Below are 21243 nucleotides of genomic sequence, written 5' to 3' on the forward strand. Positions count from 1 at the left end.
TTGGTGCAGATGATCCTGCCCAGGACGCTGCGGCCCGTTGTCGGCTTGTTCATCGCTTTCATGCTGGCTTTGGGAGTTCCGGTGGTGGCCTCGGCCGCCCCGGAGAACGTGCGGGTGGTCACCTACGACGCGGGCCAGTCCGCGGAATTCCGCGACGCGGTGGACGCCGGTGCGAAGGTGTGGAACGAGAATGTGCAGAACGTGAAGTTCGAGCCGGCCAACGGTGGTGCCGCCGACGTCGTGGTGCTCGCCGACGACGGTTGGCCGCGCACCGAGATGCGCGGTCTCGGCGAGGGCACGGTGTGGATGGGGCGTCAGGCGGTCGACGAGGGGCACGACACGATCCGCATCGCCGCGCACGAGTTCGGGCACATCCTCGGGCTTCCGGACAACCGCACCGGTGTTTGCGAGGACCTGATGTCGGGCGCCAGCGCCGGGCCGACGTGCACCAACTCGAAGCCGAACCCCGACGAGATCGCCGAGGTCGAGCGCAACTTCGCCGACGGCGTGCGGCTGGCTCCGCGCCTGTTCACCGAAGACGTGCTCGCCCTGCGGTGAGCACGCGGGCTGCGGTGGTCATCGCCCCGACCGCCGCAGCCCTGCAGGTCACCTGCCGTGAGCAGCGGAAATGCTCACAGGAACCGTTCTCGCTGTTGCAACGTCGAAATCGGTGAATCCAGCTCAGGTCCGGGTGGGGCCGGGCTAGGCTTGGTGATCATCATCCGGTCACCCGTGCGACGACGGTGAGCAGCGAGGCGGGCGAAGCGATGCGCGACGAACCAGGGCAGGACGACCAGCGCGAGGAGGCTGCGGCCACCGCGCCGGGCGGCGCCGCTGAGTTACCGGAAACGGCCGAAACTCCCGAACCGGTTGAAAGCGCGGAAGAAACGCCGGACCCGGTCGCCGAAATCGCCGGAGCGGTTTCGGAGTTGACCGAACAACTGCGTCAGCACCACGACCGGGCTGCCGCGCGGGAACGGGTCATCGACAAGCTGCACGCCGAGGTGGAGCGGTTGCGCGCCGGGGAGCAGAACCTGCTGCTGCGCCCGATCACCACCGACCTGCAGAACCTCCGCAAGGACCTGCTGCACCAGGCCCGCACCCTGCCGCCCGAGCTCACCCGGCAGCAGGTCGCCGACCTGCTCGAATCCTTCGCGCTGAGCGCCGAGCAAGCGCTGGAGCGCTGCGGCAGCGCGCCGATCCGGCCCGAGGTCGGGGCCGAGTTCTCCGCCCGCGAGCACCGGGCCGTCAAAACCCTGCCCGCCGAGGAACCCGAGCAGCACGAGCGGATCGCTCTCGTGGTCTCCGACGGCTACCTCGACACCACGACCGACCGCGTGACCGTCCCCGCGCGCGTGCACGTGTACCGCTGGAGCGCGACCACCGAGAACAGCCCGCGAGCAGAGGGGATGAGCGCTGATGTCTGACGGCGATCTGCAGGTGTTCGGCATCGACCTGGGCACCACCTATTCGGCCATCGCCTACGTCGACGAGACCGGCCGCCCCGCGGTGTGCCGCAACACCGACAGCAGCGAGACGACCCCGTCGGTCGTGTTCTTCGAGAACGAGTCCAACGTGGTCGTCGGCTCGGTGGCGAAGAACTCCGCGATCATCGACCCGGACCGGGTGGTGTCGCTGATCAAGCGGCAGATGGGCAGCGACGCCGAGTTCGAGTTCGACGGCAGCACCTACACCCCGGAATCCATCTCCGCGCTGATCCTCAAGCAGCTCGCGCAGGACGCCGCCGCGCACACCGGTGGTGAGGCGGCTCGCGCGGTGATCACCGTGCCCGCGTACTTCGGCATGCAGGAGCGCAGTGCCACCAAGCAGGCCGGCACCATCGCCGGGCTCGACGTGATCGGCATCGTGCCCGAGCCGGTGGCCGCCGCGTTGCACTACGAGGCCACCACCGGGGCCGACGACAAGACGATCCTGGTCTACGACCTGGGCGGCGGCACCTTCGACACCACGGTGATCCGGGTGTTCACCGACGAGATCGTGGTGGTGTGCACTGACGGCGACGACCACCTCGGCGGTGCGGACTGGGACCTTCGGCTGCGCAACCACCTGCTGGCCAAGTTCCAGGAGCAGGCTCCCGACGACGTCGAGGTGGAGGACGACGAGGAGTTCCTGCAGTCGCTGGCCACCACCGCCGAGGACACCAAGAAGCAGCTGTCCAAGGCGGAATCCCGCGCGGTCGCGCTGCGCGGTGCCGGGGTCAGCGCGCGGGTGGAGGTGACCCGCGCGCAGTTCGAGACCGAGACCCAGGACCTGCTGGACAAGACGGTCGACATCGTCAAGCGCACGCTGGCCACGCTGGAGTCCAAGGAACCCGGCACGAAGATCGACGAGGTGCTGCTGGTCGGCGGTGCCACGAAGATGCCCGCGGTCACCGAGCGGCTGCGCGCCGAGTTCGGTTGGGAACCGAAGCTGCACGACCCGGACCTGGCCGTGGCCAAGGGCGCCGCGCTTTACGCGCTCGGACGAGTGCTGCACCGGGAGGCGTCGGAGGACGGATCCGCCGGTGTGTCCGAGGCTGTGCAGAACGTGGCTCAGCAGACTGGTATTTCCGTGCAGGCACTGGAGAACCTGGCCGCCAAGCAGACCCGCAACGTGCTGCCCAAGGCCTTCGGCGTGAAGGTCGTCGACTCCTCCGACCCGGACTGGCGGAGCAAGCCCCTGCAGCACATCGTCAAGCACATGGTGCACGCGAACGACTCGCTGCCCACCGAGGAGCGCACGCTGGAGACGGCCACCGTCCAGGAGGGCCAGACCGGGGTGAGCATCGAGCTCTACGAGCAGTCCGGGGTGGTCGCGGGTCCGGATTTGGCGGAGAACAAGGAGATCAGCGAGGGCAAGGGGCTCATCGACGGACTGCCGCCGATGCCGATCGGTTCCCCGGTGAGCATCCGCATGACCGTCGACGACGAGGGCCTGCTCGAGCTGACCGCCACCGAACCGTCCACGGGGAAGTCGCTGGACATCAAGGTTCGGGTCAGCGTCCGCAGCGACGAAGAGGTTGAGGAAGCTGCGAAGAAGATCGCCGGCATTACGGTTTCCGGCTGAGCCTCAACAAGAACCCATCTCAGAGACGGGCTGCGATGCACCCCTTCGAACCGAAGGTGTACGAACGGGAAGTGGTGCGGCCGTTGCGGGGGCGCAGCGGCCGATTACCCGACGATCTGCTGACCCGGTACGCGATCGGGCTGGACTTCTCCGACGCGGACCTGGTGCAGCGGTTGTCGCAGGTCCGCTCGCACTGGAACAAGAGCGCCCAGTCCACCGCCAAGTCCAGCTTCACCACCAGCGTCTACAAGGCGTTCCTGCGCGAGGACGAGGAACTGCGCCGCAAGCACGGCGAGGCGATGGAGCGGATGTCGTGGTGGCGTGCGCGGGACGACGACCGGGCAGCGGCAGGACAGGCACAGATCGACGAACTCGCCCAGATGCTCAGGACCAACTTCGGCGAAGTCGGGCTGATCACCCCTGGTCAGCTGGAGGCGATGCGTGAGGCGTTCGGTCAGCTCGCCCCTGCTGAAGTCGACAAGGCGCTGGCCAAGGCTGGCGTGCAGACGGCGACCCCGCTGGACCTGCCGAAGATCTCGGGCCTGCCGGACACCCTGTTCCGGCGGCTGAAGGAACTGCTGACGGACGCCGAGGTCACCGGCATTCCCGAGCTGCTGCACGGCAAGCTCAAGAGCTACTCGCTGCTCACCGAATTCCGCAGCACTCCAGCTCATCCGGACGGATTGAGTGCGAAATCCGTTGAGGCAGCAGTGGATCGGGAGAACCGGCGTTCGGGTAACCGAGCCGCGCGCGAAGCTCTCGGCCTGGTGAACACCGCAGTTGGGCGCACGGACCTTCGTTTGTTGGCGCTGTACCACCTGCTCGATGACGTCCGCAGGCTTCGCGAGAACGGTGCTCCGGCTGGGGCGTTGCTGCGCGTGCTGCGTCAGTCCGGGCTGGAGGAGGGTGAAGCCCGGCAGGTCGTGGTGAGCGTGCTCAGCGAAACCGGCGCGACGAAGGTCGAGGTCAGCGGCCTGGCCAAGGTCACCGAACTGCTCTCGGACGGGCAGCTGGTGTCCGCCCAGCAGGCCTTGGCGGGCATCGCCGACGCCGAGGAGGCGGCGACCGCGAAAGCGGCCGTCGACCGGCACGCGGCGCAGGTGCGCGCGCTGCGCGAAGCCGCGCATCGCGCGCTGGAGCGCGGAGCCGAAGGCGAAGCGCGGCGGCAGCTGGCGGAAGCAGCGCGGTTGGCAGCCGACGACGCCGCGATAGCGTCGGAGGTGCTGCGGATCCCGGTGAGCCCGGTGGCGGACCTGACGGCGCAGCCGGAAGGCCTCGGGGTGCGACTGTCGTGGAGGGCGCAGCCCGACCACGACGGGCGCACCCGGTACCGGGTCGTGCGGCGAGCCGGGCGGGAGCCCGGCGATGCCGCCGACGGCGACGTAGTCGCGGAGGGGGCGGAGACCGCCGTGGTGGACACCGCGGCGGCAGCCGGGGTGACCGCGGGGTACGCGGTGTTCGCCGCGGAGCCCGAAGGGGCGTGGTCGCGGCCGGTAGGCGCGACCGTCGACGTGCTGCCGCCGGTGCACGAGGTGCGGCTGGCGGTTCGCGGTGGTGCCCTGGAAGGGCAGTGGAAGCTGCACCGGGACGCCATCGGCGTGGACGTGGTGCGGCGGGACGAGTCCGGTGAGGTTTCCGTGCCCACCATCGGGAGCACGTCGTTCCGCGACTCGACTGTGGACCCCAAGATGGACTGCGCCTACCTGTTGACGGCGCGTTACCGACGTGCGGACGGAACCGAGGTCAGCGCCGAGGCCGTCGCGGTGCGCCACGCCGCGCGGGTCGCTCCGACGTTGCCGCCCGTGACCTCGTTGGAAGGGCGGCACTTCGGGAACGAGTTCGTGCTGTCCTGGGTGTGGCCGGACGGCGTGCGGATGGCCGAGGTGAGCTGGACCAACGCCGCGGTCGGCGACGGGTCGCGGCGGTTGACGCGGCAGCAGTACCAGGCCGAAGGCGGCTGCCGGATCGACACCGGGCCGGGCGAGGCGAGCGTGCAGGTCACCTCGATCGCCGCCACCGGTGAGGGCGAAGGCCGCTCCAACCCCAGCGAACTGGCCGTCTGCGGGCCTGCCGCGCAGGTCAACTACCAGGTCGAGCGGCGCAATCGGCTGTTCGGGGCGAGCACCGCGCGGATCGTGTTCAGCAGCGACCATTCGGTGCCGGAGTGTTCGATCGTCGTCGTCATCGCGCCCGGTCGGGTCATGCCGCTCGGACCCGACGACGGGGCCGTCGTGCATCGCGAGGTGCACCGGATCGACGGCACTGCCGAGGTGATCGTGGACCTGCCGCGGCGGAAACCCTTCTGGTTGCGGTGCTTCGTGCAAACGCCCGGTATCGAGTTGGTGGATCCGCCCGTTTCGCAGCTGAAGGTGTCCTAATGTGCTCTCCCGGAGCGGCCCGGAAATCCGCAGTTTCCATTGAAACTGCAAAACCCAGGCACGGGGGATCACAGTTCCAATGGAAACTGCGGTCGTCCCGGTGCGGAACGGGACCGCCTCGATCAGGACGCAACGAGCGCAGGGAAGACTAAATGGCCAAGGTCGCGTGCCCCTACTGCTACCACCAGTTCTCGGTGGGGAGCCTGCGTTTCCAGTGCACCGGTCGGCCCGCGCCCGGGCGGGAGAAGTGCAAGAAGTCGGTGGATCCGGAGCGCCAGCGGCTGACCGGGTTCTCCGGGATGGCTGGACCGACCTTCGAAGCGCAGAGTCGTTTCGGGCGCACTCCGCGCAAGGCTGACTGCCCGGATTGCGGGACCAGCAGCGGAATTCGGGCCTGCCCGGTGTGCCACACGCCGTTGCCGGCCAACTTCGCCGACGGGGACAGCCCGCTGATCGGTGTGGTCGGCGGTAAGAACGCCGGGAAGACCGTCTACACCACGGTTCTCGTGCACGAGCTCCGCAACAACATCCGCCGCCGCTTCGACGCTGACATCTCCTTCGCCGGCGAGCAGGCCGGGGTCGGCACCGCGCAGTGGCTGGAGCGCTACGAGCAGGCGCTGTTCGACGACCAGTCGCTGTTCGAGTCCACCACCAGCTCCGCCGACGGCATCCGGACCCCGCTGGTGGTGCAGTGGCGGCAACCGCGCGTCCAGCTGGGCAGACGCGTGCACAAGACGACCACGCTGTCGTTCTACGACGCGGCCGGTGAGGACATGACGAGCCAGGAGTTCGTCAACAGCCAGGCCTACCTGACCTCGGCGAACGGGCTGATCGTGCTGCTCGACCCGTTCCAGCTGCCCGGAGCGGCGGACCGGATCGCCGTGCCCGACGTCGGTCGCCGCGACGCCGAACCGCCGATCAGCGTGGTCAACCGCGTGACCGAGATGCTGCGCTCCAGCACCGGGCTCGGCGACGGCAAGCAGCTGCGCACGCCCATCGCCGTGGTGTTCTCCAAGATCGACGCGTTCTTCGGGATGCTCGGCGCCAACCACCCGCTGCTGAACCCACCGAGAACCGGCCCAGAATACGACGAAACCGCTGGTCAGGACGCCGACGAGCACCTGCGGGCGCTGCTGGCCGAGCTTGGCGCCGACGACATCGACGCCCACCTGCGGGCGCACTACCGGACGTTCCGCTACTTCGCGGTGTCGGCGCTCGGCGCGGAGCCGGACTACCGCAGCAAGCAGATCGACCCGGCCGGTGTGCGACCGTTCCGCGTGGACGAACCACTGCTGTGGCTGCTCAGCAACTTCAAGGTCATCGATCGGAGCCGAGCATGAGCGCGCGGGAATTCCACTCGTTGTACTACACCGACTGCAGTCCTGGTCAGGGCCTGCGCGGCGGTGCCGGGTTCCAGTTCCAGGCGGTTTCGCCCGGGACGACCGACGAGATGATGAGCGTGGTGCAGCGCTCGGCGCTGTACGAGGCGCCGGTCGGGTGGATGCGCGAGCAGCGTCCGGTCGAGGAGTACCCGCCGTCGCTGGTCCACGTGCACAACGGGGTTTACGCCACCGCGCGCGGCATCTACCTGGGCGCGGAGACCGGTGGGGTGCGGGAGGGCAACCAGTTCACCCACGCGCTCGTGGCCACCGATTCCCAGCTGTACGGGCCGATCCGACCGGCGCAGTTGTGGGGCGCGCCGTGGTGGGTCGAGCAGCCCGCGTCGAGCACCGAATGCCCTGCTGTGTCCGCCGAACCCGAGGCTGGGCCGCTCGGTGTGGAAGCCCTGCGGGAGTGGGTGCGCGGGCAGAAGGACGGTGAATCCTGGCTGCTCGCAGTGCATTCCGCGATCGACCGGGTGCACGACGAGGGCGCGCCGCGCGTGGTGTTCGTCAGCGAGGACACCGACGCGGTGGTGCGCTGGATCGCCGCCGCGACGCTGCTGCTGCCGCAGGAGCGGGCGCTGCAGGTCGGATTCCGGGTGTTCGCGACCAACCCGCAGTTCAGCGCGCAGGAAGTGCTCGCGCTGCACCCGGACTGGGCGGGCTCGTTGGCCGATCCCGAGCGGCACACCGAATTCGCGGTGTTCAACCTGGTAACCGGCAAGTACCGGAAGGCCGAGCACAGCGATTCCGCGCGGCACTGGGTCCCGCGCTTCCTCAACACCGACCCCTACGACGTGGTGGACGCGGTCGAGCTGTCCCACCAGTTCGCCCGCGGCCGGAGCGCGGACCACCCGAACACCGCGGACCGATTGGCCGCCGGGGTGCTGGCGCTGGACGAGACGGTGACCGGGGCGGAACCGGCATTGGCGCTGGCCGAATGGCTGGCGGCGCCACCAGCGGTGTCCGCGGAGGAGGTGCTGGATCCGGTGCTGACCGCGGTCCTGGACTCCGAGCCGGGCATGCCCGTGCTGGCCAAGCTCGCCGACACCGACCTGGAGCAGTCCGGGCAGGTGCGAATCGCGTTGCTGCGCGCGGAGATCGACGAAATCCTGCGCGGCACACCCGCCGACAACCGGGCTCCGCTGAAGGCCCGTACGTGGAGTCCGGACGAGGCCGATCAGGCCGCTGCAATGGTGGAATCCGCGGCTGGTGCGGTGCTTCCGGAGCGGATGGATCTGCTGCTGCGCACCGCGGCCCGCTTCGACGTGCGGCCCCGGCTGGGCAACTTCAACGAGGCGGCCGGGCGGTTCGCGGACTGGTGGGCGCACCACCCGAACACCGGGGTCGACCCGACGCGCTGGCCCTGCGGTCCGGAGCTCGTCGACCTCCTGCGCGACGTGCTGGCGCGCCGACTCGAAGGGGCGCGCGCGGACGAGGTTTCCAAGGCCATCAAGGAACACTGGTGGCGGCTGCTGGCCCGCACCGCCACTGACCCGTTCAGTCCGTTGGACCGCGCGATCGCGGCAGCTGCGGTGGCTGCGGGCGGTTCGGCGCGGAAGGAGACCATCGCGGCCTTCCGCGAGCTGATGCGCGCGCCCGAACGGCCCGGGACCGGTGAGGCGGTGTTCGACGCGCTGTTCAGCGATTCCGCGCCCACGCTGGTGGAACTGTCCGACTTCCTCGCCGAGATGCCGTCCACTTCGGTGTCGGATGCGGTGGCGCAGCGAGCTTTCGGCGTGCTGGTGAAGTCCAAAGTGTCCGGGCGCTACCTCGATGTGCTGCGCGGGCTCAGCCACCACATCGGCGACCGGCAGGACCTGCGCAAGCGGTGGGAGGACGACAGCCGTCTGCGCGTCTGGCTGACCAACTACCGCCGCAAGGGCGCCGAAGTGGGAAATCCCGGCGACATCGCGGAAGACGTGCTCGCCGCGCGCGCCGGGAAGATCGTCGAGGCGCTGCTCGACACCGATCCGCAGGTCTCGGCGGAGATGGCGGTCAACAGCGGCGAACCGCTCCAGCAGACCCTGATCCGCGAACTGCCCGCGGTGTGGAACGACGAGAACATCGCGACGGAACGGCAGGATCGCGCCGTCATGCTGGCGTTCGTGGCGGCCTGGTCGGACGAGGCCACCGGGACGGTGCGCGCGGCCTTCGACCGCGAACTCGAGGCCTGGATGCATGCGCACAAGCAGACCGACTACCGGCGCGTCAGCAAGTTGCTGCGCAGCGTGGAAGCCGACCACGCCGCGGCGTGGCACGAGTGGTTGAAGGAAACCGCTCAGCGCAAGCCGAAGCAGGCCCGCACCCGCCAGGTCGCGCGGCGGCTGTTCGGCAGACGGGAGCGGTGAATGCCGTACCTGTTCGCGGGGCTGGCCATCGCCGGGGTGTTCATCCTGCTGCTGATGTCCGTGGTGGCCACGGCCTTGTCCCCGCTGCTGGTGCTCGGTGGTCTCGGAACGGCCCTGGTCATCGCGCTGTTGACGCTGCTCGGCCGCGGGCCCGAACGGCCGGTCCTGGCCACGCCTGACGATGTCGTCAGAGGAACAGCTGGACTGCGCGCCCCGCAAGGTCCGTTCGCTCGCGACTGGGCTTGGCCGGGATACCTGGTCACGCAGTGGCGGCGCGATCTGACGGCGATCCTCGGCGGCTGGGGTGGGCTGGTCGCGCGCATCTGGCGGTGGGCGTTCGGGCCCGGACAGCTCGGTGCGCAACGCTGGGTGCGTGTCGTGGTCACCCTCTTCCTGACACCGGCTTTCCTGGCCGGCGGGTTGTTGGGGGCGGCCCAAGCTCTCGTCCTCAGCGTTGTCGTGCTGCTGCTGGGCTGGCTCGGCTGGGGTGCGGCGATCGGGATCATGCGCGGATATGACACCGCCGTGCGGAAACTGCGCGGGGCCAGCGCCAGCTGCCCGACCTGCTACCACGTGACGTCCGTGCCGGCCTACCGATGCAGCGGGTGCCAGGCCGTGCACCGCGACATCCGCCCCGGACTGCTCGGCGCGGTGTGGCGGACCTGCGGCTGCGGACGACGTCTGCCGACGACGGTGCTGCGGGCGTCCCGACGTTTGGAAGCGCTCTGCCAGCGCTGCGAACGGCCGCTGCGTGGCGGATCTGGCGCAGTCACCGACGTCCGGATTCCGGTGTTCGGCCCGGTATCGGCGGGTAAGACCCGGTTGGTGCACGTGGGACTCGTGACGCTGCGAGACTTGGCCGCGGCCGACGGCGCCCGGTTGGAGTTCCTCGACGAGATCAGTCGGGAGGCCCTCCACCACGGCGAACAGCTGGTCACCAGCGGCGCCAACACCACCAAGACACCGGCCGGGCAACTGCCTTCGGCGATCACCGCGCAGCTGGTGAAATCGCGTGGGAAGGCGCTGCTGCACCTGTTCGACGCGGCGGGGGAGTTCTTCCAGGACCGCGAGGACAACAGCGAGCTGGAATTCCTCGATCACGCCGGCGGGCTGGTGTTCGTGATCGACCCGTTCACCATCGGCTGGGTGCGCGACCAGCTCGGCAGCACCCTGGAGTCGCGTCTTGTCGAAGCCCACCCGGCCAGCGGTGATCCGGAGCAGGTCTACCACGTCACGGCGCGGCGGCTGCGCGACTACGGCGTGGAAACCGGCAAGCGCGCGCTGGCGGTCACCGTGGTCAAAGCGGATCTGTTGGCCGACCTGCCGTGGGCGTCCGACCTGTGCGCGGGCTCGGTGCGGGAATGGCTGATCACCGCGGGCCTGGACAACTTCGTGCTCGCAGCGGAACGGGACTTCGCCGAGGTCCGCTTCTTCGTGGTGTCCTCGGTGACCGGAACCCGGCCCGGGCACCGGATGACCCCGGCCGCGCCGTTCCTATGGCTGCTGAGCCGCAGTGGTTTTCCGCTCGGCAACGACGAGAAGAAGGCGGAAGCGGTATGAGCGGTAACGGAATTTTTCCCATTCATACCGCCGATCGCAGGTCCCTGGAGGCGGCATGAACGTCCGGCCACCGGTCGGCCACCGGGTCTTCCGCTGGGTGTTGGTGGGGGTCTTCGCGGTTGCCCTGCTGCTCAGCGCCTATTGGCTGCTCGACGGGTACATCCGGTCCTTCACCACTCCCTGAGCCGCGGAAATGCCGGAATTGTCCGGCGTTAATGGGAATGCGGATTGCGAAAAACGTGATCTGCTCCACCCTTGGTGTATGAACGGTCACGTTGTGATAACAATGATCTCGTCGGAAGGGATACTTCGCTTGGAGGTTGCCGCGCACATCCATCGGGGCACGACCACGTGATGGTGGTCCGCGGCGCAGGGTGCACCGGACTCTGGAGGTTGGCATGGTCGCGGCGCTGAAAGCGCACGCAGCATGGTTGGTGAACGCGCTGGGTGTGAACCGGAATCCGTTGCGCAGGCCCATTGACCGGCTGGCAGCGGCGATCACAGTCCTGCTGCTCATGGTGGCCCTGATCGCGATCCCGGTGGCGGGCATGCTCGGCTTCTCGCTGCACAGCGGCCTGACCCAGCGCGCGGCGGAATCTGCGGCTACGACCCGCCCGGTGGATGCGGTGCTGACCACCGACCCGGAGATGCAGATCCCGGTCTCCGAGGTCTACAGCCACGACGCGCTCAGCTTCACCGCGGTCGCGAAATGGCGCATCGGCCTCCACGCGCACAGCGCGACCGTCCAGGTCCCGACCAACGCCTCGGCCGGCGAAACGGTGACCGTGTGGGTCGACGAAGCGGGCAACCGCGTCCCGCCGCCCGCCAGCAGCGGTTCGATCGTGACCTCGGCGATCTTCGCCGCCATCCTCGCCCTCGTCGTCACGGAACTGGCCTGTTTCGCCCTGATCATGGGAACCCAAGGCTTCGCCCGCCGAGTCAGCATGCGCACTTGGGAACGCGAATGGCTCTACCTGCAACACGGCGGAAAGTCTTCCCAGCTCTGATCTCGCAGCGGATCGCTTCCGCAGGTCATCGCCCGTGAGCACTGTGGGTTGCTACAGCGGCGCGAAGTGCTCACGGGCTTTTGTCAGGCGAAGCCCGGCGCAGGTTCAGTGCGAAGCCAGTCGTTCATGACCTTCCGCATCGAAGCGCCAGGTACCACAGGTCCTCTCGAGTTCGTCTATCTGGAGGAGCATCACGAGGGCAAGTACCTCGACGCCTCCGATGACGTGGACCTCTACCACCGCGCGTGGTCGCGTCTGATCGGATCGGCGCTGGATCCGGTGGCATCACGGGATAGGGGATCACGCCATGAAGTTCGAAGGGTGGCAGAAGTCCTCACGAAGTGAGCAGAACGCGAACTGCGTCGAGATCGGCTTCGCACCGGGCCGCGTTGTAATCCGGGACACGAAGCTCGGCGAGACCAGCCCGATCCTGGACGTCGACAGCACGGCGTTCGCCGCGTTCGTCCGCCGAGTACAGGACGGCACGTTCGGCAGCTGATCGAACAGGAAGAAGAGCGGGGCGGGCCACCAGCCACGGGTGGCCCGCCCCGCTTCTCCTGCTTTTTCCGACCCTGCAGAGATGCGGGGTAGGTGAGGTGGAAGAAGCCTGCTCTGGGAGCCGGTGACAGAGGACTCACCACGCAGGAACCAGTGCAGCCACAGAGACCTGCCTCAAGGGGGGACCGGCTCTCGGAGCCGGTGACAGACAAGGACGGAACGCTGTGGACCAGCGACAAGACCAATCAGCCTCAAGGGGGACCGGCTCGGGGAGCCGGTGACAGGAAGCCACCAACGCCATCCTCGCCAAGCTCGGCTACGCCTCAAGGGGGACCGGCTCTGGGAGCCGGTGACAGGACGCGATGCCCGACACCTATCCGCCGCGGTCGATCCTGCCTCAAGGGGGACCGGTTCTGGGAGCCGGTGACAGCACCGTGATCTTCGCCGCTGGCATCAAGATCGAGAAGGCGCCTCAAGGGGGACCGGCTCTGGGAGCCGGTGACAGAACGGCGAATGGACCCGAGGGCATTGATCGGGCTCTACGTGCCTCAAGGGGGACCGGCTCGGGGAGCCGGTGACAGCCGGCGGACCAGGAATGGCAAGCTCGGGTCGAGCGCGATCGGCCTCAAGGGGGACCGGCTTTGGGGGCCGGTGACAGGCCTGGCCGCGGTCTGGATCGACGACGAGCTGCAGTTGGCCTCAAGGGGGACCGGCTCTGGGAGCCGGTGACAGCAACGACTCATGAGCGTGACCGGCAAAGGCCTTCGCGCCTCAAGGGGGACCGGCTCTGGGAGCCGGTGACAGGGCTTCGGGTATTTGGGGGGTTTGACCTGGGGTTTCAAAGATCGTCGCGAGCGGTTCTGGTTGGAGATCGCTCCCGTGGTTGTCTTCGATCTTACATCTTTGGCATTCAGTTCGTGACCTGCGGTTTTGGGATGCGAGTGGTGTGTGCGTGGGGGTGTTCGCGCTTGACCGCTCGCGTCGCCTTGGGGTGGGCGTGCGGGGGTGTCCGCCCGGGGTGGGCGGTTCAGGCGCAGGTTTGTGCGTCCTCCGGTTGGCATGGTCGTGGGATCACTTGGCGGAGGAGGGTGTTGTGGTCGGTGCCGGTGGGGCGGCCTCCTGGTCGTGGTCGTCGTGACGGGTCCACTGTGGATGGTGGGGTGAAGATCGGGTGGCCGTCGTCGATGGTGATCGTCCAGTGCTGGCTGTGGATGGCCCTGTGGTGGTGGCCGCACAACATCACGAGGTTGTTCAGGTCGGTGGGGCCACCGTCGATCCACGAATCGATGTGGTGCGCGTCCGGGGTGCCCGGCGGGCGGTCGCAGGCCGGGAACGCACACGTGTCGTCGCGCAGGAGCAGCGCGGCGCGGAGGTGGGGCGGGGCGGTGCGCTCGGCGCGGCCGATGTTGAGGGGGAGGTTGTCGCTGCCGAGTACGACCGGGAGGATCTCCGCATCGCACGCCAGCCGGCGGACGTTCTCGGCGGTGATGGGTTGGCCGGTCGCGGTCAGCGTGCCCGGCAGGCCATTTCCATCAGTCGCGCGGAGTGCGCGGGTGAGGTCGTTGAAGTCGATGGTGACCGCGATGTGCGGGCGCTGACCACCGGATCGCGGCAGTCGGTCGGAGGCGATGGCGATGTCCAGCAGCGCGTTGAGAGCATCGGCGTTGCGCTGTCCTGGGCTCCGCGGATCGGGCTCGCCGTCCTCGGCGGGGCGCGGTGCGGCGAGGGGCTGGAGGACGGCGCGGAACTTCGCACCGGTTTCGCGGTCGAGACGAGCGTTGATCACGGTCATCCCGTCAGCGGCCGTGCCGTAGTGCAACTCCCGCAACGTGTGCTGGGTTTCCTCGTCGCGGAACGCGCCGTCCTGGTCGAAGTAGCAGCGGATCCGTTCCGCCAGCTTCGCCAGCTGGTGCGGCGAATAGTCGCGGGCGTATCCGGCGAGCATGGCCTCGGCCTGCGCCAGCTCGGCCACTGTGCTGACCGGGGCCATCCGGCGAACACCATCGATGATCACCCGCGCATGCGCCACCGTGATCGCGCCAGCGGCGATCGCCTCGGCGGTGGCCGGGAGCTCCGCAGCGATCGGAACCCCGTGCAGCGTGGTGTGCTCGGTCGCCATCCGCGCCACCAACGCACGAGTCTTCGCCTCGCCGCCGGCGATGTTCAGCTTCTCCTGCAACCACGTCTCGGTCTTGCGAGCACCCTGCGCAGCCGGAATCCCCCGATCCTCAGCCTCGGCGATAGCCCGCACCTGAAGCGCCATCGCAGCCCGCATCACAGCCTCGGCCTCGCTGATCACAGCAACCAGCTCCTCATCCGAGCAGGCCGCGATCGTCGATTGTGGACCCACACCGTCCACACCCGACCCCGAAACCAACGCCATCACATCCATACCCCCACTCTCCCAGCCTCGAACACCTGTTTCATCACACGAACAGGTACAAGGACAGTGCTGCTGGAGGCCCGTAACGGCCATCCCCGAGGGGTGGTGGTGTCCTGGCCAGTCGACGGCGCCCTGCTCCTCTGTACCGAGGTGCCGTGACGGGCCGAGGGCCGCCAGCGCGGGGCCATCGTGCCCATCCCTGACGGGCCTCAAAGGGGACCGGCCTTGGAGGCCGGTGACGATGGCGGGGCGGCGTGCGATGCGCATCGATCCGCAGGGCCTCAAAGGGGGCCGGCTTTGGAGGCCGGTGACGGCGGGTCGGGTTTTCGGGCTCTTCTGCTGGTTCTGTGGGTGTCAGGTTCGTCTGGGGAGGGTGGGTGGGTGGCCGCCGAGGGCGAGCATGGCCAGGGCGATGAGTGCTTGGGGGCTGCGGAATCCGAAGGCGATGCGGGTCAGGAGCCGGATTTTGGTGTTGGTGGACTCGATGAGTCCTTGGGACAGGCCGTGTTCGAGGGCGGCGTCGATGGTGGCGCGGTGTTTGGTGATTTTGCCGGCGAGGTCGATGAAGACGCGGATCTGGCAGTGCCGGGCCCAGCCGACCCATTTGTCGAGGGCTTGTTTGCCTTGCTCGCCTTTGACTGTGAAGACGTACCGGAGTCCTTCTTTGAGCAGGTAGGCCCGGTACAGGCGGGGGTCGGTGGTGGCGATCCAGGCCAGCTTGGCCTGTTGGTTTTCGGTGAGGTCTTCGGGGTTTTTCCACAGTGCGTAGCGGGAGTCTTTGAGCTTGCGGGCCTTGTCGTGCCCGGGGCGGGCCGGGGAGTCGGTCTTGGGGCGCCCGCGGCCGCGCTTTCCTTCGGTGCGGGCCAGGGCACGGGCGTCGTTCCAGGCCCGCCGCCGCTCGGCATCCAGCGCGTCGGTGGCCCAGGCCACCACATGGAACGGGTCGGCGCAGCGGATCGCGTTCGGGGCGCGTCGGGCCACGGTCTCGGCGATCCACTGGGGCCGCATCAGCCGAGACATGCGTGATCTCGGAACAGCGTTGCTCGCCGAGGCCGTCGAAAAACCGGTTCAATGTCGCACTGTCGTGCCCGGGTGCGGCCCAGACCAGCCGTCTGGTGTCGTGATCGACCACGACCGCGAGATACCAGTGATGCTTCTTGTAGGAGATCCCATCGATCCCGATCCGCCGCAACCCCGCGAACCGATCAAGTTGGGCCTCGGTGTCGGCCCAGACCCGCGCCAGGATCGCACCCACGGTGCGCCAGGCGATCCGCATCAGCTCACACACCGCCGATTTCGAGGACCGCACCGCCAGCCACGCCACCGTGTCATCAAACGCCAGGGTGTGCCCGGCGCCGTGGCGCGCCCACGGCAGCCGCGCCACGGTCGGCCCGTGCTCCCGGCAGCGCACCCGCGGCGCGGCGGCCTCCAGCCGGACCTGGACGGTCCCCAGGTCCAGGGCCCGCCACCGGCGGCGCCCCTCACCCCGGTCATACCGCCCAGACCGGCGCCCACACCGCCCGCAGGCGGACCGCCCGCGCTTGCGCGGACGCACATGCACCACCACCGACTCGGTGTCCTCGTCGAACTCCACACCCTCGATCACCGTGCGCCTGTCGACCCCTAACAGAGCACGCCATAAACTGGCATCCGGCACGCCGTTTCTCCGTCCCCTTGGTTCCTGACCTTCGACAAGCCAGAAACCTAGACGAAGCAACGGCGTGCCCCCGTCTCCGGGCCCAAAACCCCAGCTCACACCACCCACGGATCAGTCACAAGAGCCAGATTTTGTTCGCGTTGCCGCTGCTGCTGCTCCCGCTCTCGGCCTGCGGTACGAAGAGCTACACCTACGAGGTTGCTTTCGAAGTCGGCGGAACCGGGACCGCTGAGGTGACCATGAAGTTCCCGGGCTCGCCCGGTGGGGTCACCGAAACCATGCAACTGCCCGCATCCAGCACGTACATCGCTGAGGGTCTGGGTCCGGTGACCATGTCGGTCAAGGGCACCAGCGGTGATGTCACGTGCCGGATTGTGCTGGAGAAGAGCGAGGTCGCCAAGGGCTCGGGCAACACGGCGACACCGGCGACGTGCGCGTCTGAGATCACCGAGGACACCGACAACTAGCCTCCGGGCCTGCTGGCCAAACACCTGGCGTTACCGGGACGGTTGCTGAAGGGCAGAGGAAAGCAGGAACTACCCGCCTTGGTAGGTGAATCCGGCCCAGTGAGCGAGCCAGGCTGGGTCGATGTCAGCGAAAAGGCTGCCAGTTCTTCAGGAATTCCGGATAGATGACGACGGCGCGGGTCGAGCATCCACAGCTGCGCGGCCCGCGGCGCGCTCGCCGGGTCGGCGTAGCCGGAGTTGAGGTAGTGGTGGAAAACGATCACGAACATGGCCGTGGGAAGGTCCTCGACTTCCCAGCGGCCGACAACCCCGGTGGCACCGGCGGCGATGAACCTCCAACGCCCGCCGCGCATTGGACTGCAGCAGCATGTTGCGGGCCCGCTCGCGCAACGAGTCCAGCCCGGTCGTCACGGCTCGCTGCCGATCGCAACGACGACTGACCGGCCACCGCCCCGCACCGGACGGGCCGCCTACCCGCCCTTGCCGAGTGCGGGACTGCAAAGAGAACGGCTCTTTATCGCCAGGCCGTACCCAGGCTGACCGGGAACAGGATTTTCCTCAAAAGGGTGTGGAGACTGCCCGAACGGCTTTACGCTGTCCTGAACAACGCATCTGGGACCGAGCGGATTCGACCATGGCAGCTGTTGACAGGGCGAAGATCGATACCTCCAAACCGAGCATGGCGCGGGTGTACGACGCTTTCATCGGCGGCAAGGACAACTTCGAGGTGGACCGCGAGGTGCTGCGCGAGGTCCAGAAGATCGCCCCGGACGCGGTGCAGGTCGGGCGGCAGTGCCGGGACTGGCTGATCCGCGTGGTCCGCTACCTCGCAGGGCAGGCTGGCATCGACCAGTTCCTCGACCTGGGTTCGGGCCTTCCGAGCGCGGCGAACACCCACCAGGAGGCGCAGCGCATCAACCCCGAGGCGCGGGTGGTCTACTTCGACATAGACCCGTCGGCCGTCGCGCACGGCCGAGCGCTGCTGGTCGACAACGAGTACACGCAATTCGAGCTCGGGGACCTGCGAAAGCCGGTGGAGATCCTGGAAAACCCGGCGGTGACGAAGTCCCTGGACTTCAGTCGCCCGGTGGCGCTGATCTACGGCAACACCCTGCACCACGTGTCGACCGACCGCGACCCGGTGGGCATTATTTCGACCTACATCGAAGCCTTGGCCCCGGGCTCGTTCCTCGCGATCTCGCACCTCTACAACCCGGAAGATGGCACGTCCCAAGCGAAGCTGGCGGAACAAGTGAAGGCGCAGTTCGAAGCGATGATGGGCGACTGCCACACCCGGAATCACGACGAGATCCAAGCGCTGTTCAACGGCCTGGAAATGATCGAACCAGGCCTGACGTACCTCTTCGACTGGTGGCCCGACGGCCCCCGCCTAACGGAACCGACGGACGCGGAGCAGAACTTCCTCGGCGGAGTAGCCCGCAAGCGCTGACCGGGGCCGGGCGGCGAAAGTCCTTTCGCCGAAAGCGTATCCAGGAGAATCGCCCGCGATCGGCGTGTTTGGTGCCGCCCAACCAAGTGTGCTGTCGATGCCGCCGTGACTGATGGGTGGCTTGTGGTGGCCTCAGTGAAGGCGGCGGTGTGCTTCTGGCGTGTGTTGGTTTCGTGGCGGGGCCGGGAGCTGCCACGTTGGTCCCGGCCCCGCGTCCGGATCGCAGGTGCGGTCGGGTCTGCGATCCGGATGTCGCCGCGTGCCGCAGGGGGAGGGGGCTGCGTCGCGTCGGGCGACGTCCTCAGCCCGCTGCCCCAGGACTCTCCACGATGGACAGATCACTGGGCAGCAGAATGCAGCAGAACTCGCCGAACCGGACCGGTACCAGCGGCAACCGGCCGACGGTGGAGGTGTCGTGCGGCAGCACGCGACCTTCCAGAAGTTCGCCGAAGACGCGGGCTTGAACCAGGATGCCGGACTGAATTCGGCTCCGTGCGGGGAGGTTGGGAGAGGGGTGGCCGCCAGATGGGGTCGGGGGAATTGCGGCCGACCCCTCTCCCACCCGAGGCTGCGGCACGGCCGGGGGAGAGGTGGCCGCAGATCCTCGGGAGACCGGTGCAGTGGAGGTCTTCATCGAAAAGTCCGTTCTGCTAAGGGAAGTCCTAGGGCGGTGCCTGGCGGACGTGAGGAGTCGGGGGCAGCCACGCCCACCAGGCACCGCAGTACCCAACGGGGAACCGGCTCGCCTGGGGGTGCTTGCCGGCGCCGACGAGACCTCAAAACGCAACTTGCAAGATCTTCAGATTTTCATCACTGGCGACATCAACGCTGGTGATACGAAGAATCCGACCCTTGATGTTGCCCTTCGGGTCTCGATGCAATTCCGTTCGGTACGTCATCAACGTAGCAACGCAATTGCGTTCTGGGCAGTTACATGATCGGGTGAGATCTCTCCGCTGATTGCCTGGAGCGTGGAAGGCTGACGAACATGCCGACACCAACAGTGCGTCGACTCCAGCTTGGACACGAGCTTCGACACCTACGCGAAGACGCCGGCTGCGACCTGAGCGAGGCCGGTCGTGCGATCGGCAAAGCGGAAAGCACGATCAGCCGCCTGGAGTCGGGCCAAACCGGCCTGAAACGCCAAGTCCTGGAACAGCTCGTGGAGTTCTACGCCAGCAAGGTCCGCGTCCGCGTCGACCGCAGCTTCTACCTGGACCTGGCCAAGGGCAGCGAGCAACGAGGTCGCTGGACGGGCTACCGGGCGATCTACCACAAGTACGCCCGAATGATGGTCGACCTCGAAGCCGACGCCTCGACGATCAACCACTATCAGTGCGAGTTCCTGCCTGGCCTGCTGCAGACGCCCCGGTATCTGAACGCGATGTACGCCGAGGCTGTGCCGCAGGTGATGGCACCTGATTTCGACGCAGTTGCACGTGCCAGACAGGAGCGACAGGAGATCTTCAACCGACCAGACTCGCCGGAAATCGGTTTCGTGCTTTCGGAATCGGCGTTGCGCACGCTGGTCGGCAACCCTGAGATCATGCAGGAGCAGTTGGAGCACGTGGCCAAGATCGCGGAGCTGCCGAACGTTCAGTTGCAGATCCTGCCGTTCGACGCGCGAACCTATCCGTCCGGGCGTGGCCAGTCCTTCACGGCGTTCCGTGTGGAGGCTCCCGGCAATGCTGGGCCTTTGGAATTCGTGTACATAGAAGAACACCACGATGGGAAGTACCTCGACGGTCGCGAGGATGTCGAGCTGTACAACCGCCTGTGGAGTCGTCTGGTTGGCGCTGCACTCGATCCGGTGGCATCCAGGGATATGGTGCTGGAGGTAGCCGAGAGCTACTGAGCCCAAGCACAATCCCAGAAGACAGCGCAGGTGGACGCCCATGAACTTCGCAAGTTGGCGCAAGTCCTCACGAAGCATCCAGAACCAGAACTGCGTCGAGATCGGCTTCGCGCCGGGCCGTGCCGGTATCCGGGACACGAAGCTCGGCGCGAGTAGCCCGGTCCTGGACATCGACGGAGCGGCGTTCGCCGCGTTCGTCCGGCGAGTCCAGGACGGCGCGTTCGACGTCTGATCGAACCGATAAAGGAAGCGGGGCGGGTCACCAGCCACGGGTGGCCCGCCCCGCTTTCTGCATGGCCAGCAGTGAACTGCTCAAGGGGGACCAGCCCGGGAGGCCGGTGACAGCTGTTTCACGCCTGCCGCTACCTCGCGTCCAACCAGGTCGCGCCTCAAGGGGGACCGGCCCGGGAGGCCGGTGACAGTAGCCTCCGCCCTCGGACACGACACCGTCCCGTACCTGACGCCTCAAGGGGGACCGGCCCGGGAGGCCGGTGACAGCTGGACCGGTCGTGATCACGAGTTGCAAAACGGCTGGACGGCCTCAAGGGGGACCGGCCCGGGAGGCCGGTGACAGTGGCACGCCGCGTTGCAGACCACGATCAGCAGCTTGCCTCAAGAGGGACCGGCCTTGGAGGCCGGTGACAGTTCGTTCCCGCTGCCCCGTTGGATGAGGCCTACGCGCCTCAAGGGGGACCGGCCTTGGAGGCCGGTGACAGAGGACCTGATCCGCGAGACCGACGCACTGATCAACGCGCCTCAAGGGGGACCGGCCCGGGAGGCCGGTGACAGCTGGGCGCGATGATGATCAGTACCGATGGTTCGGCGGTGCCTCAAGGGGGACCGGCCCGGGAGGCCGGTGACAGCTGGCGGTGCCCGCCGCTGAGCTTTCGGAAGTCCGCTCGCCTCAAGAGGGACCGGCTCGGGAGGCCGGTGACAGCTCACGTGCTGATTCGGAAACAACTCTGGAACTCGACGCCGCCTCAAGAGGGACCGGCTCGGGAGGCCGGTGACAGGGCTTGGTGTTTTTGGGGGGTTTGACCTGGGGTTTCAAAGATCGATGCGAGCGGTTCCCGTTGGAGATCGTTCGCTTGGTTTGGGCCGCCTCGCGTTTTCCGGACAGCTTCCTTGATAGCTATTTCATGCTGCTTGCCGCCGGTTCAGGTACTCGTTGTGGACTTCGCGGGGCGTC

18 protein-coding genes, 1 pseudogene and 2 CRISPR repeat arrays are annotated in these 21243 nt (G+C 67.7%); of the genes and pseudogenes, 15 read left to right on the forward strand and 4 right to left on the reverse strand.

Annotated elements, in window-relative coordinates; all coding sequences use genetic code 11:
• Positions 1-9 precede the first annotated feature (9 nt).
• The 11 genes from ACWCO2_RS27620 (at position 10) to ACWCO2_RS27670 (ending at position 12243) form a co-directional block, all read left to right on the forward strand.
• The gene (locus tag ACWCO2_RS27620; protein WP_450130690.1) at positions 10-558 is read left to right on the forward strand and encodes a snapalysin family zinc-dependent metalloprotease; all 549 of its coding nucleotides are present in this window, start codon (positions 10-12) and stop codon (positions 556-558) included.
• 185 nt (positions 559-743) lie between these two features.
• On the forward strand, positions 744-1427 hold the full coding sequence (grpE, locus tag ACWCO2_RS27625; RefSeq protein ID WP_450130691.1) for a nucleotide exchange factor GrpE: 684 nt from the start codon (positions 744-746) through the stop codon (positions 1425-1427).
• Positions 1420-3066: an Hsp70 family protein gene (locus ACWCO2_RS27630; RefSeq protein ID WP_450130692.1), complete on the forward strand. Its 1647-nt coding sequence runs from the start codon at positions 1420-1422 to the stop codon at positions 3064-3066. The genes grpE and ACWCO2_RS27630 overlap by 8 nt, the downstream gene beginning before the upstream one ends.
• Positions 3067-3101: 35 nt before the next feature.
• Positions 3102-5444 carry a hypothetical protein gene (locus ACWCO2_RS27635; RefSeq protein ID WP_450130693.1) on the forward strand — a complete coding sequence of 781 codons (2343 nt, stop codon included), beginning with the start codon at positions 3102-3104 and terminating at the stop codon, positions 5442-5444.
• Between the two features lie 152 nt (positions 5445-5596).
• Positions 5597-6784 carry a TRAFAC clade GTPase domain-containing protein gene (locus ACWCO2_RS27640; protein ID WP_450130694.1) on the forward strand — a complete coding sequence of 396 codons (1188 nt, stop codon included), beginning with the start codon at positions 5597-5599 and terminating at the stop codon, positions 6782-6784.
• Positions 6781-9177, forward strand: coding sequence for a GTPase-associated protein 1-related protein (locus ACWCO2_RS27645; RefSeq protein WP_450130695.1), 2397 nt, complete (start codon positions 6781-6783; stop codon positions 9175-9177). The genes ACWCO2_RS27640 and ACWCO2_RS27645 overlap by 4 nt, the downstream gene beginning before the upstream one ends.
• A complete protein-coding gene (locus ACWCO2_RS27650) occupies positions 9178-10737 on the forward strand; it encodes a TRAFAC clade GTPase domain-containing protein (protein WP_450130696.1) in 1560 nt (519 codons plus the stop codon).
• 55 nt (positions 10738-10792) lie between these two features.
• The gene (locus tag ACWCO2_RS27655; RefSeq protein ID WP_450130697.1) at positions 10793-10921 is read left to right on the forward strand and encodes a hypothetical protein; all 129 of its coding nucleotides are present in this window, start codon (positions 10793-10795) and stop codon (positions 10919-10921) included.
• A 214-nt stretch (positions 10922-11135) separates the two neighbouring features.
• A complete protein-coding gene (locus ACWCO2_RS27660) occupies positions 11136-11744 on the forward strand; it encodes an Rv1733c family protein (protein WP_450130698.1) in 609 nt (202 codons plus the stop codon).
• Between the two features lie 126 nt (positions 11745-11870).
• Positions 11871-12089 (forward strand): Scr1 family TA system antitoxin-like transcriptional regulator, encoded by a 219-nt coding sequence (locus ACWCO2_RS27665; protein WP_450130699.1) that lies wholly within the window; start codon positions 11871-11873, stop codon positions 12087-12089.
• Complete coding sequence (locus tag ACWCO2_RS27670) at positions 12052-12243, forward strand: DUF397 domain-containing protein (protein ID WP_450130700.1); 192 nt, start codon at positions 12052-12054, stop codon at positions 12241-12243. The genes ACWCO2_RS27665 and ACWCO2_RS27670 overlap by 38 nt, the downstream gene beginning before the upstream one ends.
• Positions 12244-12490: 247 nt before the next feature.
• Positions 12491-13046: direct repeats of the CRISPR family, unit length 36 nt; unit sequence GCCTCAAGGGGGACCGGCTCTGGGAGCCGGTGACAG.
• Between the two features lie 223 nt (positions 13047-13269).
• Here the strand turns inward: ACWCO2_RS27670 and ACWCO2_RS27675 are convergent.
• Both ACWCO2_RS27675 and ACWCO2_RS27680 read right to left on the reverse strand, forming a co-directional pair.
• Positions 13270-14541 carry a DUF222 domain-containing protein gene (locus ACWCO2_RS27675; protein WP_450130701.1) on the reverse strand — a complete coding sequence of 424 codons (1272 nt, stop codon included), beginning with the start codon at positions 14539-14541 and terminating at the stop codon, positions 13270-13272.
• A gap of 438 nt (positions 14542-14979) precedes the next feature.
• Positions 14980-16282, reverse strand: a pseudogene (locus ACWCO2_RS27680) (ISL3 family transposase).
• 131 nt (positions 16283-16413) lie between these two features.
• Here ACWCO2_RS27680 and ACWCO2_RS27685 point away from each other — a divergent pair.
• Positions 16414-16749, forward strand: a complete 336-nt coding sequence (locus tag ACWCO2_RS27685; RefSeq protein WP_450130702.1) for a hypothetical protein — start codon at positions 16414-16416, stop codon at positions 16747-16749.
• Here the strand turns inward: ACWCO2_RS27685 and ACWCO2_RS27690 are convergent.
• Positions 16746-17102, reverse strand: a complete 357-nt coding sequence (locus ACWCO2_RS27690) for a CHAT domain-containing protein (RefSeq protein ID WP_450130703.1) — start codon at positions 17100-17102, stop codon at positions 16746-16748. The two genes, ACWCO2_RS27685 and ACWCO2_RS27690, sit on opposite strands and share 4 nt — an antisense overlap.
• Before the next feature lie 281 nt (positions 17103-17383).
• Between ACWCO2_RS27690 and ACWCO2_RS27695 the strand changes: the two genes are divergently transcribed.
• Positions 17384-18199 (forward strand): SAM-dependent methyltransferase, encoded by an 816-nt coding sequence (locus tag ACWCO2_RS27695; protein WP_450130704.1) that lies wholly within the window; start codon positions 17384-17386, stop codon positions 18197-18199.
• Positions 18200-18500: 301 nt separating this feature from the next.
• On the opposite strand, the gene ACWCO2_RS27700 is transcribed toward ACWCO2_RS27695, so the two are convergent.
• On the reverse strand, positions 18501-18626 hold the full coding sequence (locus ACWCO2_RS27700) for a hypothetical protein (protein WP_450130705.1): 126 nt from the start codon (positions 18624-18626) through the stop codon (positions 18501-18503).
• Between the two features lie 561 nt (positions 18627-19187).
• Between ACWCO2_RS27700 and ACWCO2_RS27705 the strand changes: the two genes are divergently transcribed.
• Both ACWCO2_RS27705 and ACWCO2_RS27710 read left to right on the forward strand, forming a co-directional pair.
• The gene (locus ACWCO2_RS27705) at positions 19188-20054 is read left to right on the forward strand and encodes a helix-turn-helix domain-containing protein (protein ID WP_450130706.1); all 867 of its coding nucleotides are present in this window, start codon (positions 19188-19190) and stop codon (positions 20052-20054) included.
• Between the two features lie 40 nt (positions 20055-20094).
• The gene (locus ACWCO2_RS27710; RefSeq protein ID WP_450130707.1) at positions 20095-20286 is read left to right on the forward strand and encodes a DUF397 domain-containing protein; all 192 of its coding nucleotides are present in this window, start codon (positions 20095-20097) and stop codon (positions 20284-20286) included.
• Positions 20287-20363: 77 nt separating this feature from the next.
• Positions 20364-21067: direct repeats of the CRISPR family, unit length 36 nt; unit sequence GCCTCAAGGGGGACCGGCCCGGGAGGCCGGTGACAG.
• Positions 21068-21243 lie beyond the last annotated feature (176 nt).

The organism is Saccharopolyspora sp. NPDC002376 (genome assembly GCF_053593195.1).